Consider the following 14,128-nt stretch of genomic DNA (forward strand, 5'->3'; position numbering starts at 1 on the left):
GGTATTTGAAATGAATCGAGTATGTGCTGTGTGTCAGGCCAGAAGAAGTGCAGCCGTTCGCATTTTCGCCGCCATCGCCGTCGAGTTTTTCGGTTTCACGGTTGCCAGGCACTTCAATTCGGATTTGATAGCGGCGATCGGCGCGGCCACAACCATCATGATCGGCTGGGAGCCTATCCGAGTACTGTGGCGCTTGAGTGGTGCAACCTGCGAATAACCAACGGAAAACAGTCGAAGCATGGTTACGCGAATTTTGAACCGGCCCGACGACAGTCGAATCGCCGTATTGATCTTCAAGGCGATAGTCGAAGGTGCCACGATCAAGGGTGCGGGTCAGCGATTCGGTATCGAACCTGAACTGGCAAGGCAACGTTACCGTTGGGCTTGTCGTCAACTGCGGCATCCGCGCTTTCTTGGCTCGAATGTGCCCGACACTCTCTGGACGCCTGCCACGACCGAGACTGCGCAGCTTCGGCAGCACGCCACGTTTTGGCAAGAAGCGGCCGACAGAATGTTGGCTGAACTTGGCGCTGGGCAGTAAATGGGTTTGCTACACACCAGTGAATCGGAAAACGCTCGCGCTCGATGCGCTGGCCACACATGAAAAGCATCTGGCGCGTGGGCGCTCCGCACGGCCGGTAGCCGACAAGAGGACGTGAGAATGCAAACCATCGAAGTGGACGAATATCGAAAGGCTGTAGCCGATCCTGTGTACGAAAGTGCCGTGAAACGGTTCCGCAGCGAACTGCTCGCCGCGCACGCACTGCCGGCAGCTGCCTCAGAGTTCGATGAAGGCAAGTTCGTGCTTCCGGGGCATGAAGGTTCGGCAGGCGAATGGAGCGACGCTGATCGAGCCGATATCCGCGTCTTGCGCGCGACTTATCCTGAGCTTGCGTCGTGGGGTGACATGGCAATTGGCGGAGCGTGGGGTTCGTACTCACAGTTTGAGCTTGAAGTGAGTTGGTGCGACTGGCTGATCGGTCAGCGTCACGACGAATTTCTCGCTTACATCAAGGCCAAGTAGTCACACGCCGAACATCACGGAAAACGCTGGTGTTGCCAGCATCTAAGAAAAAGGCGCTTTGCAATGACGAAAGTATTGAAAGAGACGGTGGAATTCGCCGATGAAGGACATTTACAAGACGTGCTGGCCGGCGTCGGCGTTGGAGCGCAAGGCACTCGGGACAACCTCAGCCGCCTGGTTGAGACCGGTGCATCTGTGACGGTAACGGTACCCGGCATGCCTCGGCGCGCCGTCATGCAAAGGAGCAAAGTCGAGCCGGCTACCAAGGGCACGCCCGCTGGTTCGGACCTTGTCCTCGTTCCTTTCGAGCCGTAACCGATAACTGATAGGGAAAACGCCAACGGAGGCATGCACGACGGCGCAACGCACAGGATCTGAAAAAAATGGATGAACAAGATCTACTCAATGCAGTACCTGGCGAACTACTCCAAGCTGCGTACAGCGATGGAGTTTCGGATACATTGAAGGAAGTCGGAAAGATCGGTGTTGATTTCGCCAAGACGGCTCGCTTACTGCTTTTCCCCGTCCAGTTCGGAGCAATGCTGCAAGATCGTTTAGCGCGACATTTGCGCAACGCCATCGACCGTGTTCCGGTCGAAGCGCGGATTCCTCCTGTCGAATCCCTCGCTCTTCAAATTGGGGAGAAGCTGCGATACGAGGAGGACGGGACCGCGGTCGCCGAAATGTACGTCAATCTTTTGTCACGCGCGATGGACAAGGAACGGGTTTCCGATGCGCATCCGGCGTTTGTCCAAATTGTGGGGCAACTTGCTCCCGATGAAGCGCTTCTTCTTCAACAGCTATCTGAACGTGACCCATCTGCCTACATACGTCGAAAGGCAATTGACGATGTATTGTTGCAAGATGACCGCGACGAGGCCGTCAACAAAGCGCACTGCTCGGACGAATCCAAACAGTTGTTGAAGACGCTTTTCGTCCGTCCAGAAGAACTCCAGCAACCCTTCTTGCTGTACACCTACATTGAACATCTCGTTTCGCTCGGTCTTGTCTCATACACAAATGACCATCAATGGGCGTCGACTTACGGTGCGGTAAAAACAGCCATGAAAGAAACCGATTTCTGGTTTATCCGGCTGAACGGTTTCGGAAAGCTGTTTCATCGCGCGTGTCTAAACGGAGGCGACATCGATCCCCAAAAAGCAGATGCATAGGAAAATCGCACCATGACGAACGACAAAGACGATTCGCTGAAGCTCGCTCAAATGGGACACTCGAGCGGGCGAACTTCGCTCGCGCAGGAAACGCCTAGTGAGGACATGACCTTTGAAACTACGTTCTACGATCCGCTGCTGAATTCGCTTCGCGAGTTCTACGATAACGAAGACAGCGGGAATCAAGGCGTAGAGGTGATCAGCGGTGAGGAATATATGAGGCAGCTTGTCGCCGACATGAACAGTCGTGATACGACGAAGCTAGGTTGAACTCTCGGAAAAGTACCATGGCACACACTGTCGGGCTGGCTGAGGAATTGTTCAGGCGTATCGGCAACGCTGAGGATGTGGTTCGCACTGGCGAATATGCTAATGGCCACGTCGAGCGTCGCGGCAAGTGCCATGAGAACGTCGCGCACTGGTTGGATGGGCATCCTCACGATCGGCCCGTGCGAGGTTGGCTGGCAGATCAAAGCCAGTTGCAGTACGGCTTCATTGAGTTTCATGCGCATTCGGTTGTGGATGCTGCGGGCGATGGTCTGAAGGACGTGACGCTTGGAGAGAGCGACCCCGACTATCAGTTTTTGCGCGACGGACGGCCCGATGACGATTTTCTAATGCTCGCGAGCGCCGCGCCGACTTTACGTCATGTAGTCGATCAGGCTCGCTATGATGCATTTCAACTGGCCGTGGAGAACTCCCTGCTCTACGGTCGCTTCGACTCACAAGATTAACGGATCGGAAAACGTCATGCACGCATTGTCCATCATTCACGGGGTCGAAGCGGTTGCACTCGCAGGCGCCGGCATCGGGTGCCTTCGCGTCGGCAAATGGAAACTTGCCTTTTCACCGCTCGTATGCGCCGCGATGGTCGGCGCGGTGTTGGCTGCAGGCTACTAGGAAAACGGAAAAGATCAACATGCCTTTAGATACGACCATTAGTTACGGCGACTTGACCGGGAAGGCTGAGAGCGTCATCCGTGATTTTTTGTCCCATGGTGATAGCGGCTACGCCTTTGGCGCGTATTTCCTCTGGACGTCTGTTGCATTCCAGGCCGCATTGAACATAGGTCGGGCTGCCGTGAGCGAGTACGAGGCCGATAAGATTCGCCTGAAGGCGTTGCTCGACGAGACCAGGCAAGGATAGGAAAACGGGAGTGGTCATGCAGCACCAGATGAAACGCAGAACGATCATCGCTATCGCGATGGTGGGCCTGTCACGAATGGCGGGGGCGCATACGCTATCTGCTTCTGAAGTAGAGGCGGCTTGTCAAAGCGTGAAGGTCGCAGACGCGCACGAAAAATGCATCAAGACCTATGGTTCTATGGACCTCCGTTCATACACGGTCGCCGTTGAAATTTCAGGCAAGCCCTTCGCCCTGAACCTGGAGGATGGTGGCTCGCCGAAGTCAGCGAGTGCCGATGGCGTGACGGTACAGATCATGGCGCAGCCCTCATTGCATGACGGGGTGCTCAACGGGCTGCTGTTCGTTTCGGATAAAAAGGTCAGTCCGTCTGAGAAGGGCTGGTTCGGCCCGCCGACTTCGGTCGTTATCAGAAGCGATTTGCCGCTCATCGTGACGACTCCGACCGGTAAGCGAGTCACGATGATCGTCCGCAACATTCAGAGCTAGGAAAACCGGGAAAGCGCATGGACATTCCAAGAAAGCTGACTGAGGAGGATCTGTGGCCGAGTGCGCGGGACATCGTGCACTTCGTCGGAATCTGTGGTGCTGGCAAGTCCACCTTGTCGAGCCGCCTTGCTTCGCGTATTGCGAAGCACGGGGGAAACGTCATCGGCGCCATCGACTACGATCCACACGTTTCCGACAGTGATCGGTCGAGTGATCGCGCGTTCAGTCGCTTTCTCGACCATCGCAATATCCGGACAGGCTGCGCCGATCCAGTCGTCCACCAAGCGATCGTCGACCACACGCTGACCACGCTGGGCTGCTGGGTAGCGTCGGATGCGAACGTGGTGCTTGTCGACCGTTGGTACGAATCCTACGATGGGTTGCCGCACGAGCACATCGAGTACATCGAAACTGCTGTTCGTTCGTCGGGGTTCAGGGTGCATCACGTACTGCTCGTGGTGGCCGACAGTGTGTTCGGGTCAGAGGAAGGACCAATCAGACAGCGACTGCTTCACACAAAGGGCACGCGTCCCGCTGCGTGGTGGGAAAGCGGTCCGGGCTCACTCGACAAATGGGTGCGTGAGGAACAGGCCTGCCAGGACGCCTATCGTTTGTTCGTGCGCTGTTCGCCGTTCGGGTCGCTGACGCTGAGCACGGCCCGCATGAGCTGGGCAGAATACGAAGACGCTATCACCGGATCGCTGCTTCAAGGGCGGTGGTTCGAAGCGTTTGAACAGGCATGGAACGACCGCAAGCAAGAACATGCATCGTTCGCTGGCGATCCTGGGCGGCCGTGGGGTGCATCGCGCGCTGGAATGTCAGCACCCAAAATGTTCTAAATATCTCGGAAAACGATTAAAAGGATTTGGAAATGGAAAGCCGCTATTTTCGCGGTCTAGCTGCAGGTGCCATGCTCGGCTTCGGACTGGCTCTCCTGTTGGCCTGTATCGCGACGGGGAACACGGTTGGCGTAGCGTGGTTCTCGGCGGGACTGGCGTCGGCTCTTATTACTGCGTGGGTCAGTGCGCCGGTTGCCTTCCGAAAGTTGCGCAAATCGTTGCCTCGCGGTTGGCCCTTCAAGTAGGACGGAAAACACCAATGGGAACTCAGCAAAGCGAACTTCAGCCGTTGGGGAAACCGGTGCCGAAGACAGAGCGTCGGAAGCAAGCTCATTTGTTTTCACTTGACCGTATGGCCGAGGATCAATATCTCGGTTCACAAGAACCACCGGCGAAGTGCTACCACATTTGTCACCACGGCGAGCCGCCGTTCGGTTTCATATGGCTCGCCCTATCACGCGACGAAGACGCACCGGATCACTGCTACGTTCACGTGGACTATGTGTACGTTCTCCCGGAGAGGCGCGGAGGGATGTCGGTGTGGCTGGCTGGCGAGGTGCTCCGCAAGTTCGACAGTTGGGTGAAACGGCAGCGCCTTGAACCAGATGCAACGGTCGTTTCTTCCTCAAGCCCTGTGACTTTTGCAGGAAACGGGTTCGTACACCACTTGAATCTTAAACTCAGGGCTTACTGCAACGAAAATCAGTTGCGGATGATAGGCGACGGTTTATAGGAAAACCAGAGGCTGCCGATGGATCTCAATGACCTTGAGCACAACGACGCAGGCCGTGCGAAGTGGCTGGCTGATTGGGACGCCAGGCACGCGGCGAGGAAGAGAGAAGAACGAAGCGATTTCCGGTGGATGATCGCCCATTGTGTGCTGCTAACGCTGGCTATCGGCGGGATGCTCGTCAAGCTTGCGCAGGATTTGAAGTAGGAAAACTATGAGCGCGATGACACCCGAGCGCGCAAGCGTAATCCTAGACGACGCGACTTTTCAGAGCTTGCTTTGTAGCGCAAAACTGGGGAGTTGGCTTAACCTGACCGGCTCCCTGTATCGTTTGTCAGGAGAGCAGTTGGGACAGTTGCTCGTGGCATCGAAAGAAACACAGAAAGGCAAGGTCATTACGCGAGGCGAGGACTACGATCCAATTTGGCTAGCGCATCTCATGTTGAACTACGGCCCAAATCTCGACATTGTTTGGTCGACTTCAACGCAGCTTTGACGAATCAAAACGGGGGGGGGGCGAAGCATGGCACCGCTACTTCAAGAAATCCTGGAGACCACCGAACGCCTTGATTGTGTCAGGCGCATTCCTTGGGGACAATTGCGGCCATTATGTGCGGGCGCCACTGACGCTGAGCGCATGCGTGCCTTTATGAATTGGTGTGACGAGCGAGGTCGCGCTGTCACAGTGCCGGACCTCGCCGGTCCGAACGGGCTCGCTGATCACGTGCTCGTTACAATCGCTCGGCGATAAAAGGGAAAACGTATGCCAGTGACCGTAGAATCAGCGGCCAGCATAAATTGGGTGACAGTTGTGGCGTCGAGCGCTCTTGTTAGCGCGGTCGTCAACGTTGGCTGGAATGCGATCTCGAAGTTCCTAGATAGAAGGCACGAGAACGCAAAGGACAAACAGCGCATCGATCACGTCAAGCTGGAAATCATGGACCAGCTCGAATCGTTCGCGAATCGCTGCGCCAGCTTGATGTACGACATTCACGAAGGGCTGGCCGAGTATTACCGGCATGAACCGAACCCATTCTCTGGCGCGCAACGCGGTGTCGAGCTGAAGTTCGACCCGGAGCCGCGGTGGGTGGAACTACCCGTTCGGTTCGTCGCGCCGCTTCGCGCATTAATGCGCGAATATACGGACGCGGCTGAGTGGATCACCCGCAGCGGTGTATGGGCTGATACGGCGGATCAGTATGAATCCGAGTTGGAGCGCCTAGCCTTTTACGGTTTGGAAGTGCTCACCATCGCCGAGAAGATACGGACGGAAATCGACGCCGGAGAACGCGGAACCGCGCAGCTCGAAGCGTCGCGAGCGGAGTTCAACGGCCTGATTGAGCAGCGCAGAGACGCTTATAAGAAAAGACCCTTGGACGTGACGTTCATACCCGAGCTGGAAGCGCAATTCGAGCGGGAAATGCCCGATCACAAATCGCTGCATGCTCGCATCAGGAAAGCAGAGATTGAAAAGCGGAAGGCGGAAGAGAATACGGCCGAGTGACCGGCTTTTGTGCTGCGGTAACGGGCGACCTTAAAACTCGCTCGCGCCATCGCAAGTGGACTAGGAAAATCGGGGAGGCAACGATGCTGCGTCTTTACAGCGGGAGCGGGTCACAGGAAATCGATCTGCAGGGAAAGGCGATTCCCGATGATCAATGGGCCAAGTACAAGCACCTCGCCGTGAAAATGCTCAACGCGCGGAATGCTGGTGAGGCCGCGAGGTTCCTGGACGAAACGCCGTTTGAAGTGCATGCCGGTATCAATTTTTTCGGTGACGAGTTTTGTGTTCTGTACGCGTCGGTGGATTTTGATACGTACATAGCCCTCGGCGAGACCGCCAGTTCGCCAGAAACGAATTATGTGACCACGAAAATCGTCTCGACTCTCAATGAACTTCTATCGGTGTACATTCGGTTTGTCGCGGTGGATCTTGCAACGAACGACTTACCTTCGACGGTCCAGTCGCCCGTCTTGGCGATTTCATCGTCAACGGTAGAGCGCGCGCTTGAAGACGCACAGCAGTTGCTGTCATCGGGTCGGGGTGCTTCGAGCGCGATAGACCGAGCGCATACTGCTTTGCACGGGTATCTAATCGCAGTCGCGAAGTCAGCGGGCATCGAGGTCGAACCGAACGAGAAGATCACAGCAATTTTTAAGCGCATCCGGGAAGGACACCCCAAATTGAACTACATCGGGCCACGAGAGACTGAGCTTGGCCTAGTGCTTAAGGCGGCGGCGACCATCGTCGATTCAATCAACACGGTGCGTAACAATGCGAGCGTCGCGCATCCGAACGTGGAAGTCGTGCCGGAACCGGAGGCGATGTTCCTCATAAACATGATTCGCTCGATGTTGCACTACATCGAGATGAAGCTTAAAACTTGATCGGAAAATCATGGCACGACTTTATGCAGACGGTGGAGCGAAGAAGCGGACTGCCTTGGCGGCTAAATCGCTGACAGCGCCCGTAGCGGTTTCTTCGGGCATGGCGGTCGATTGGCTCGTCAACGAGAACTGTGACACGCTGGTTATCGAAGGGCATGTTGACCTCGCTGCGGCGACCGACGCAATGCAGCGCGAGAGCGGAGATTTTCCTGCGCCACGTCACGCATGGATGCGCTACATGGGCGCGCCGGAAGATGAACCTGTCGAGTCCGGGTATGGTTGGCGAGGGGAATGTCAACGCGGCGACAGGTACGCGGAACCAGTGACGATATCCGTTCGCAATACCTGACCGGGACCAAGGAAAACGAATATGTCCACATTGACCACTGCACTAGCGCTGCGCGCCGCAATCAACGTGCTTCGTGACTCGGCGGAATCACGCAAAATGCCATCAGGTGAACCGCTGAGCGACGCGAGTGTGCAACTGCATTTCGACGCTGCCGAAACGCTTGAAGAATCGCTGTCGGCCCTTCGCGATCACGAATAGCCCGGAAAACGAGGAGCGAGGCGAATGATGCACTGGATGTTGACTCCGTACGACAAACACTCGGACGATGGCTTTGGCGCAATGGCTCACGCCTTCCAGGCTAGTGCGGAGGCGCTCATGGCGGCAGAACGTGACTCCACTGCTCAGCGCGAGCTTCCGACCTGCTTTTTACTTCGTCACGCGGCAGAGCTGTATATCAAATCGGTGCTTATCGTCTCACATCGGTCGCTTGTCATAACAGACAAGTCGCTGCCCACCGTGCAAGTAGATGGGAAAGCAAAAGCGTTGACTAGCATCCACAACCTCGGTGTTCTGTACTGCGCTTTCATTGACTTGCTCAGTTCGAATCGCGTGGAGCTTGAAGCGCGCGCAAAAACCGCATGGCTGCCGCCGCCTCCAGAGTTGGACAAGGCTATAGCCGAGATTGATGCAATGGACCAACGCGGGGTGTTCTTTCGATATCCAACGGAGAACAACTCAACGAAGTCGAATAACAAGCCGCTGCCGCTGGAAGAGGTCCGAAGCTGGCAAACTGATCAGCAAGGATTATTGAAGGCCTTCTTCATCGTTGGCGACAACGACGAAGTAGTAGAAGCATTTCGTTACGATCATAATCTTTTGCAAGCGGAACTCGCAACGCTAAAGACGGCATGTGAATGGCTGACATGTTTCCACGTTGGACTCCGCCACAAATTGGCGGGCGGCTGGTAAAAACCTACCGGCAAACGAAGTTGGAGTCGGAGGTGGACATGAAACGTGTGAACCGGTTCGCGGAGTACGAAGGCTGGAAAATCGAGGCGTCGCCGACTATTTTGGCGCGTCAGCGGCTCTTCGTTTCGGGCGTGATCGTCTCGCGTGGTGACATGCGGTTCATCTTCACCGACCTCGGCAATCGTGTATATCGATGGCAAGCCTACGAACGCGGCATCGAATGGGCGAAGCAGTGGATCAACAACAACTACCTGCTCGGCGCCCACAAGTCACCGCGCGGATAACGGAAAAGCATCGCATGACTCACAACCAGAAGGTGCTTGCGCAGATTGTCGCGCAATACGCCGTACAGAAGGCTAGGCGCGTCGATGTTCGGCCACCGCAGGACCGCGTGATGGAGGCGCTGGGCGAGGCTATCGAGAGCAAGCGCAATGAAGTGCAAGCGCTCGTTCTGGCAGGAAGATTCGAGACGGACGCTTACCGCACGGCGAAGGCTCAACTTGCGAAGTGGACTGAGGCGTGGAACTCGAATCGATAACTCAGAAAACGGCTCGCGCCTAATGCTCGTGCTACACGGGGAAATCGGGAAACAGGGAAGCAAATGCGCATCGAGATACCTTCTCCAATCATATCTGTAGTTGCAGCCGTGATCGAGCGACGGGAGACGCACGCAACGATGAACAGCCTGTTCCTATACGCCAACGCACCCGGTGATGCGCCAGAAGGGAACAAGCTTAACAAGGCCACCGAGTGGCTTCGGCGTGTAAATAAAGTTGGGGACGATCCGATGCGCGTTCTCGGTAAGCTGATCGAGAACTGCATGGAGGTCGTGACGAATCCCGACGACTGGAACCACGCCCAAAGCGAGGCTGACAAGAAACGTCTGCAGGAGATACTCGCACAGCACAATCTGCAATACGTCCGAGGTGGAAACGTCGTCGGCGCTCTCGGTGTTCCATCCCGTACCCTTGACACGATGCTCCGAGAGTTTGATTTCGCTGCCGTCGATCATGAGTTCGAGCGAGCGTTGGGCAACGTCGAGTCCGAGCCGCGTGAAGCTGTGTCGGCTGCAAGCAACATTTTGGAGTCGCTGTGTAAGGCTTACATTGCGGAAGCTGGACTAATTTTGCCTCAAAGACAAGACCTGAAGCCACTCTGGGAACTGGTTCGGAAGGATCTCGGATTCGATCCGGGGGCGATCGCAGACCGCGACCTCCAAACGATCCTCACGGGACTTTTCGCCGTTGTCGAAGGAATCGGGGCGCTTCGCACCCATGCAAGCTCCGCGCACGGATCAGGCACCGTGCAGTACCGGCTTGAAGGAAGGCATGCACGCCTTGCGATTCATTCGGCTCATACCGTAGCCATCTTCCTGCTGGAGACGTGGCAGAAAAAGCGCCAGGCTCGATCATCCGCGCCTTGGCGGCAATGACAACAAGTTCGAACAGATCGGAAAACGCTGAGGTGGATATGAGAGAGGAAGAGCGCGCTAACACTCACGCGATGTTTGACACGAATGCCCACGAGCATCTCGACGGGCTAATTCAATGGGCGACCAAGAAAGGATATCCAGACTCGTCGCTGAATCTCGTCGGGTGCCGTGATGGGCGGTGGTTCATCGAAGTGGATTTCGGGAGGGAGTTTGATGGGATCGGGGGTATCTCGAAACCGTATCAAACTCCGTATGTGACACCCACGTTCTTCCCGAGCGACGATGATGCACGAGCGTTCGCCTATGAGGCAATCAAGCGCGTGCATCCCGGAGTCATCGGCGTGAACCTCGAAGAGTATTGGGACGAAGACTGACCACGGAAAACACCCGACGGGCAGCGAACACAAGGAGAGGCGGGATGACCAAGTTTTTCGAAGTGACGATCGTTTCGGACTCTGACGACACGTTGGCCCATGCCCGAAAGGCTTTGATACGGCCGGATCAAGTCACGTCCGTTGTCGATGTTTCTATGGCGAAGTATGCGGGTGAACCGGGGGTCAAGATAACCTTGGAACAACCGAACGACTACGTGAACGAGGATGACGATGCGGGGGGCGTGGTGCAAGCTCGGCGGACAATTTTCGCGTTGGAGAGCTACGAAGCTGTCAAGCAAGCGCTCCAAGTAACACTCTGAGAACTCGGAAAACAAGGACTGAACAATGGGCGTGAAAGCAAATATCTCCGCAACGGAGTTTCCGAAGCAAGGCGCTCTCGCCGGTAAGCGAGTCGCCGTTTGCTTTCATCATGACACGGCGCGGACGATAGAAGGCGTCGTATTGCGCGACGACATGGAGGAACCGTTTCGCCGCTTCATTCATCTGGACGATGGACGCGTAGTGCTCGATACCGAGTGCCAGTTCCAACCTCTCTGATAGCTCGGAAAATTCGGAAAACAGGGAGAACTTGCGTGGAATACAGGCGCCTTTCAAAAGAAGATTTTGATGCGATTGTCACCGGCGAGCTTACGCACTACGCGATCTGGTTTGAAGATCAGATCGTGGCTATTCTGGCGGACCATTTTGCCACTGACGCGGTACGGAGCGACTTTGTTCGCCTATTCCTGCGCCGCGATGGCTTAACATTTCAAGACAAGATCGAAATAGCCCGCGCAGCAGTGCCATCCTTCAAGAACCGGGGTGTTGCTGCAACGCTACCCGCGCTGCTAACCCGCGTGGAAACATTCAAATCGTTTCGCAATGCGTTCGCACACGGGATCGACGAGACTCCTGAAAACGCAGGCGGAGCGATACACGTGGAGGTTGTCAATCGCGCTGGAAAGGCAAAGGTCGTCGTAGTAACGCCAGATTCACATGAAGCGATGCTTGAGTCGGCCGAACGACTGCTGTCTCAGCTTAAAGAGGTTCGGGACGCACTCTCGGTCGCCTCTTCAGGCGCGTAGGAAGAGCGCTCGCGCCTGTCGTGCGGGCAATACAGAAAAACAGGAAACCACAGTATGGAATTGATTTACTTATCCTCGCATGGGAACGAAGTTAGCTGGCTTGTTGAAGAGGTAGTGCAAGGGCAAAGCTACCGGATCGTTGACGCCAACGGGAGGCCAAGTCCCCAGCAGGTGGACCATACAGAAGGTCGTTCTCGGTCCATTATTTTCTTTGATGGATTCACCCTGGAAGGGAACAAGGTGTACGCGACGGCCCTGCTTACCCGAAATCCGAAGATTGAGGTCGGGCACAGCCCACGCACTGTGTGAAGTGATAATAGGTAGCTCGATCGGTACATTCAACGTCAACAGATTGGAATGTGAAAGGAAGGTAAGTCAGATGGCCGATAAAAGAATCGTCGATGCTATGCGCCAGTGGATGCAGGTGGACACGTGGCACACCAACCATCCTATGGATGAGAAACGGTTTCACAAAGCCCTGCACGATGCATTCGCAGCTGTCGGAAAGCCCTTGACTGCCGACGACCTGCTTGATGCGCTGAGGGAGCTTGGACAGCAACTCGGTCGGCCCGTCAACGACTCGCAGTATTTCATTCCTCGTATCGAGGAGCGGGCCAGAATTGCAGAGCGGATTGGGGAGTACCTGCACGACAATGGTAAGTTGTAGGACGGAACAGCCGGCGCTGCCGGCGAACAGGAAAACAGATATGCACCCTTTGGAACAGATCATCGACGCCGAGCGTGAGCGTTGGGCATCCAACCTTGTCGCTGCCATTCGATCGCTCCGCAAACACGGCTTCAGCGTAATTCAAGACCCGCTTGCGGCAGAGCAAAGTGAAGACGCTCAAGTGCGTCAATCGCATGAGGCTGCATGCGTTCTGCTTGGGTTGCCGGCGACGCCTGAGAACCTCGGGCATCAAGTCGTCCAAGGCCTCGGCACCGAGCTTCGTGAGAACGGTGCGATTACCGCTCAGCAACTGCGCGCGCGCGGTTTTATCTAACGCCACGGAAGACAATGCGATGACTTTGGCTACGATGATTATCTCAGTTGTCGCGCTACTCACGTTACTAACGGCGACGAGCGTCGCGCTGGTGAACCGTTGGTACGGCGAGCATTTTTCGTCGGCAGTGGAGTGCAGAAAGATGATGCAAGGGGATGGTCAAGAGCGCGATGATTATTCATTCTCGGCTTCGCGCTCGAATACGTTCATCGGCTGCACCGTGGGCCGAGCCTACATCTCGTTCGCGGCAGTTCGCTATAACCGCCTGATGCTCAAGCATCGGCGGCCCATAAGCGCATAGGAAAACGACATGTTCGAAATTTGGGCAATCGAGGCCGATGGTAACCGCGTCTTGGTGCGCGATGCCGTAGTGGATCGAAGCTTGGCCCGCGCGCTGGTTAGTGAAGGCAATAACGGCGCGGCTATCCGAGGCGAGCCGCACAGGTACGTCGCCGTTCCCGACCCGGATGCGGTCGATGCAGAGAGCCAGACTTGAAACGGGAGACAAAGCATGAAACGACTCGAATACAGGCTTTGCAAAGACCGGCATGGTGCGCCGCTTGTCACGCTCGACTCTGCGATGGGGAATGGGCAAGACATCTATCCCGCGACGCTCCGGGCGCTGGCGAATGCTTTGTTGCAGGTCGCGGACGCGGCGGAACAGACGCAGCTCGGCAAGCACGAGCACTGGAAGTCGGGTGTTATCGAGCTGGAATAGCAAAAACACGCGAAAACTTTTCATCGCTGTGAGCGCGCCCATCACAAGTTCAAGCAGCCGGTCTGGTTCTCCATAGCACACTACGTCCTCCCGGCGATGGCATGTGTGCCGCAGCAAGACGGATTCCCGCAGGCTCCTGGCAGTCACCGGAAGATCGCCCTAGTGAACCTGCCGCCATGCACGTTCCAGTGCGCCGAACACGATCGGGACGAAGTCATGCCCCTCCAACGACGCAGGCCGATCGTCATTCGGATACTCCAGCACCGCCGGCGCGCAGATCATCTGCAGCAATCGCTCGCTGAACCTGCCACCAGCCGTTACCTCGGCCAGCACTTCCTCTTCCATCTGATGAAGCAGCTTCCACGTCAGAATGCCCTTCGAGCGATGCCGCTCGACAACGCGCGGTATGACTTCCTCAGCGGCCGCCTGCGCGTCAAACAGGACGTTGTAGTTCGCCATCGTTTCTTTCCTCG

32 protein-coding genes are annotated in these 14,128 nt (G+C 56.1%); 30 read left to right on the forward strand and 2 right to left on the reverse strand.

All coding sequences use genetic code 11. The features are described 5' to 3' along the window. Nucleotides 1-33 precede the first annotated feature (33 nt). A complete protein-coding gene (locus tag ACAX43_RS26625) occupies nt 34-297 on the reverse strand; it encodes a hypothetical protein (protein ID WP_370711394.1) in 264 nt (87 codons plus the stop codon). A 364-nt stretch (nt 298-661) separates the two neighbouring features. Here ACAX43_RS26625 and ACAX43_RS26630 point away from each other — a divergent pair, with 364 nt between their 5' ends. The 30 genes from ACAX43_RS26630 to ACAX43_RS26775 all read left to right on the forward strand — a co-directional run bounded on the left by ACAX43_RS26630 (nt 662) and on the right by ACAX43_RS26775 (nt 13,655). Then, entirely contained in the window at nt 662-1,024 is a 363-nt protein-coding gene (locus ACAX43_RS26630) for a hypothetical protein (protein ID WP_370711395.1), read from the forward strand. Between the two features lie 63 nt (nt 1,025-1,087). Then, the gene (locus ACAX43_RS26635) at nt 1,088-1,339 is read left to right on the forward strand and encodes a hypothetical protein (protein WP_370711396.1); all 252 of its coding nucleotides are present in this window, start codon (nt 1,088-1,090) and stop codon (nt 1,337-1,339) included. Between the two features lie 68 nt (nt 1,340-1,407). Beyond that, the gene (locus tag ACAX43_RS26640) at nt 1,408-2,196 is read left to right on the forward strand and encodes a DUF4393 domain-containing protein (RefSeq protein ID WP_370711397.1); all 789 of its coding nucleotides are present in this window, start codon (nt 1,408-1,410) and stop codon (nt 2,194-2,196) included. A gap of 12 nt (nt 2,197-2,208) precedes the next feature. Beyond that, nucleotides 2,209-2,466 carry a hypothetical protein gene (locus tag ACAX43_RS26645; protein WP_370711398.1) on the forward strand — a complete coding sequence of 86 codons (258 nt, stop codon included), beginning with the start codon at nt 2,209-2,211 and terminating at the stop codon, nt 2,464-2,466. Nucleotides 2,467-2,483: 17 nt separating this feature from the next. Then, entirely contained in the window at nt 2,484-2,930 is a 447-nt protein-coding gene (locus tag ACAX43_RS26650; protein WP_370711399.1) for a hypothetical protein, read from the forward strand. A gap of 16 nt (nt 2,931-2,946) precedes the next feature. Continuing rightward, nucleotides 2,947-3,096, forward strand: coding sequence for a hypothetical protein (locus tag ACAX43_RS26655; protein WP_370711400.1), 150 nt, complete (start codon nt 2,947-2,949; stop codon nt 3,094-3,096). Nucleotides 3,097-3,115: 19 nt separating this feature from the next. After that, nucleotides 3,116-3,343 carry a hypothetical protein gene (locus ACAX43_RS26660; RefSeq protein ID WP_370711401.1) on the forward strand — a complete coding sequence of 76 codons (228 nt, stop codon included), beginning with the start codon at nt 3,116-3,118 and terminating at the stop codon, nt 3,341-3,343. A 16-nt stretch (nt 3,344-3,359) separates the two neighbouring features. Next, nucleotides 3,360-3,830, forward strand: coding sequence for a hypothetical protein (locus tag ACAX43_RS26665; protein WP_370711402.1), 471 nt, complete (start codon nt 3,360-3,362; stop codon nt 3,828-3,830). A gap of 17 nt (nt 3,831-3,847) precedes the next feature. Then, nucleotides 3,848-4,669, forward strand: a complete 822-nt coding sequence (locus ACAX43_RS26670) for a hypothetical protein (protein ID WP_370711403.1) — start codon at nt 3,848-3,850, stop codon at nt 4,667-4,669. Between the two features lie 259 nt (nt 4,670-4,928). Beyond that, nucleotides 4,929-5,402, forward strand: coding sequence for a hypothetical protein (locus ACAX43_RS26675; RefSeq protein WP_370711404.1), 474 nt, complete (start codon nt 4,929-4,931; stop codon nt 5,400-5,402). Between the two features lie 18 nt (nt 5,403-5,420). After that, on the forward strand, nt 5,421-5,606 hold the full coding sequence (locus ACAX43_RS26680; protein ID WP_370711405.1) for a hypothetical protein: 186 nt from the start codon (nt 5,421-5,423) through the stop codon (nt 5,604-5,606). Nucleotides 5,607-5,613: 7 nt separating this feature from the next. Then, a complete protein-coding gene (locus ACAX43_RS26685) occupies nt 5,614-5,895 on the forward strand; it encodes a hypothetical protein (RefSeq protein ID WP_370711406.1) in 282 nt (93 codons plus the stop codon). A 267-nt stretch (nt 5,896-6,162) separates the two neighbouring features. Then, nucleotides 6,163-6,903 (forward strand): hypothetical protein, encoded by a 741-nt coding sequence (locus ACAX43_RS26690; protein ID WP_370711407.1) that lies wholly within the window; start codon nt 6,163-6,165, stop codon nt 6,901-6,903. Nucleotides 6,904-6,986: 83 nt separating this feature from the next. Then, the gene (locus ACAX43_RS26695; RefSeq protein WP_370711408.1) at nt 6,987-7,787 is read left to right on the forward strand and encodes an abortive infection family protein; all 801 of its coding nucleotides are present in this window, start codon (nt 6,987-6,989) and stop codon (nt 7,785-7,787) included. 10 nt (nt 7,788-7,797) lie between these two features. Continuing rightward, nucleotides 7,798-8,136, forward strand: a complete 339-nt coding sequence (locus ACAX43_RS26700; RefSeq protein WP_370711409.1) for a hypothetical protein — start codon at nt 7,798-7,800, stop codon at nt 8,134-8,136. Between the two features lie 21 nt (nt 8,137-8,157). After that, nucleotides 8,158-8,334, forward strand: a complete 177-nt coding sequence (locus ACAX43_RS26705; protein WP_370711410.1) for a hypothetical protein — start codon at nt 8,158-8,160, stop codon at nt 8,332-8,334. 24 nt (nt 8,335-8,358) lie between these two features. Then, a complete protein-coding gene (locus tag ACAX43_RS26710) occupies nt 8,359-9,045 on the forward strand; it encodes a hypothetical protein (RefSeq protein ID WP_370711411.1) in 687 nt (228 codons plus the stop codon). Nucleotides 9,046-9,083: 38 nt separating this feature from the next. Beyond that, nucleotides 9,084-9,329, forward strand: coding sequence for a hypothetical protein (locus tag ACAX43_RS26715; protein ID WP_370711412.1), 246 nt, complete (start codon nt 9,084-9,086; stop codon nt 9,327-9,329). Between the two features lie 14 nt (nt 9,330-9,343). Continuing rightward, nucleotides 9,344-9,583: a hypothetical protein gene (locus ACAX43_RS26720; RefSeq protein ID WP_370711413.1), complete on the forward strand. Its 240-nt coding sequence runs from the start codon at nt 9,344-9,346 to the stop codon at nt 9,581-9,583. A gap of 138 nt (nt 9,584-9,721) precedes the next feature. Continuing rightward, nucleotides 9,722-10,477 carry an abortive infection family protein gene (locus tag ACAX43_RS26725; RefSeq protein WP_370711414.1) on the forward strand — a complete coding sequence of 252 codons (756 nt, stop codon included), beginning with the start codon at nt 9,722-9,724 and terminating at the stop codon, nt 10,475-10,477. Then, the gene (locus ACAX43_RS26730) at nt 10,429-10,851 is read left to right on the forward strand and encodes a hypothetical protein (protein ID WP_370711415.1); all 423 of its coding nucleotides are present in this window, start codon (nt 10,429-10,431) and stop codon (nt 10,849-10,851) included. The genes ACAX43_RS26725 and ACAX43_RS26730 overlap by 49 nt, the downstream gene beginning before the upstream one ends. A 44-nt stretch (nt 10,852-10,895) precedes the next feature. Beyond that, entirely contained in the window at nt 10,896-11,171 is a 276-nt protein-coding gene (locus ACAX43_RS26735) for a hypothetical protein (RefSeq protein WP_370711416.1), read from the forward strand. A gap of 25 nt (nt 11,172-11,196) precedes the next feature. Beyond that, nucleotides 11,197-11,409 (forward strand): hypothetical protein, encoded by a 213-nt coding sequence (locus ACAX43_RS26740; RefSeq protein ID WP_370711417.1) that lies wholly within the window; start codon nt 11,197-11,199, stop codon nt 11,407-11,409. 35 nt (nt 11,410-11,444) lie between these two features. Continuing rightward, the gene (locus ACAX43_RS26745) at nt 11,445-11,936 is read left to right on the forward strand and encodes a hypothetical protein (protein ID WP_370711418.1); all 492 of its coding nucleotides are present in this window, start codon (nt 11,445-11,447) and stop codon (nt 11,934-11,936) included. A gap of 54 nt (nt 11,937-11,990) precedes the next feature. After that, complete coding sequence (locus ACAX43_RS26750) at nt 11,991-12,245, forward strand: hypothetical protein (protein WP_370711419.1); 255 nt, start codon at nt 11,991-11,993, stop codon at nt 12,243-12,245. A 70-nt stretch (nt 12,246-12,315) separates the two neighbouring features. Then, nucleotides 12,316-12,603, forward strand: coding sequence for a hypothetical protein (locus ACAX43_RS26755; RefSeq protein ID WP_370711420.1), 288 nt, complete (start codon nt 12,316-12,318; stop codon nt 12,601-12,603). A gap of 40 nt (nt 12,604-12,643) precedes the next feature. After that, entirely contained in the window at nt 12,644-12,937 is a 294-nt protein-coding gene (locus ACAX43_RS26760) for a hypothetical protein (RefSeq protein WP_370711421.1), read from the forward strand. A gap of 19 nt (nt 12,938-12,956) precedes the next feature. After that, complete coding sequence (locus ACAX43_RS26765) at nt 12,957-13,238, forward strand: hypothetical protein (RefSeq protein ID WP_370711422.1); 282 nt, start codon at nt 12,957-12,959, stop codon at nt 13,236-13,238. A 9-nt stretch (nt 13,239-13,247) separates the two neighbouring features. Next, nucleotides 13,248-13,433: a hypothetical protein gene (locus tag ACAX43_RS26770; RefSeq protein ID WP_183802273.1), complete on the forward strand. Its 186-nt coding sequence runs from the start codon at nt 13,248-13,250 to the stop codon at nt 13,431-13,433. Nucleotides 13,434-13,448: 15 nt separating this feature from the next. Further along, nucleotides 13,449-13,655: a hypothetical protein gene (locus tag ACAX43_RS26775; RefSeq protein ID WP_315697566.1), complete on the forward strand. Its 207-nt coding sequence runs from the start codon at nt 13,449-13,451 to the stop codon at nt 13,653-13,655. Nucleotides 13,656-13,814: 159 nt separating this feature from the next. On the opposite strand, the gene ACAX43_RS26780 is transcribed toward ACAX43_RS26775, so the two are convergent. Further along, the gene (locus ACAX43_RS26780; RefSeq protein WP_370711423.1) at nt 13,815-14,114 is read right to left on the reverse strand and encodes a DUF2471 family protein; all 300 of its coding nucleotides are present in this window, start codon (nt 14,112-14,114) and stop codon (nt 13,815-13,817) included. Between the last annotated feature and the right edge of the window lie 14 nt (nt 14,115-14,128).

Source organism: Paraburkholderia sp. IW21, assembly GCF_041321145.1.
In the GTDB taxonomy this organism is placed as follows: domain Bacteria; phylum Pseudomonadota; class Gammaproteobacteria; order Burkholderiales; family Burkholderiaceae; genus Paraburkholderia.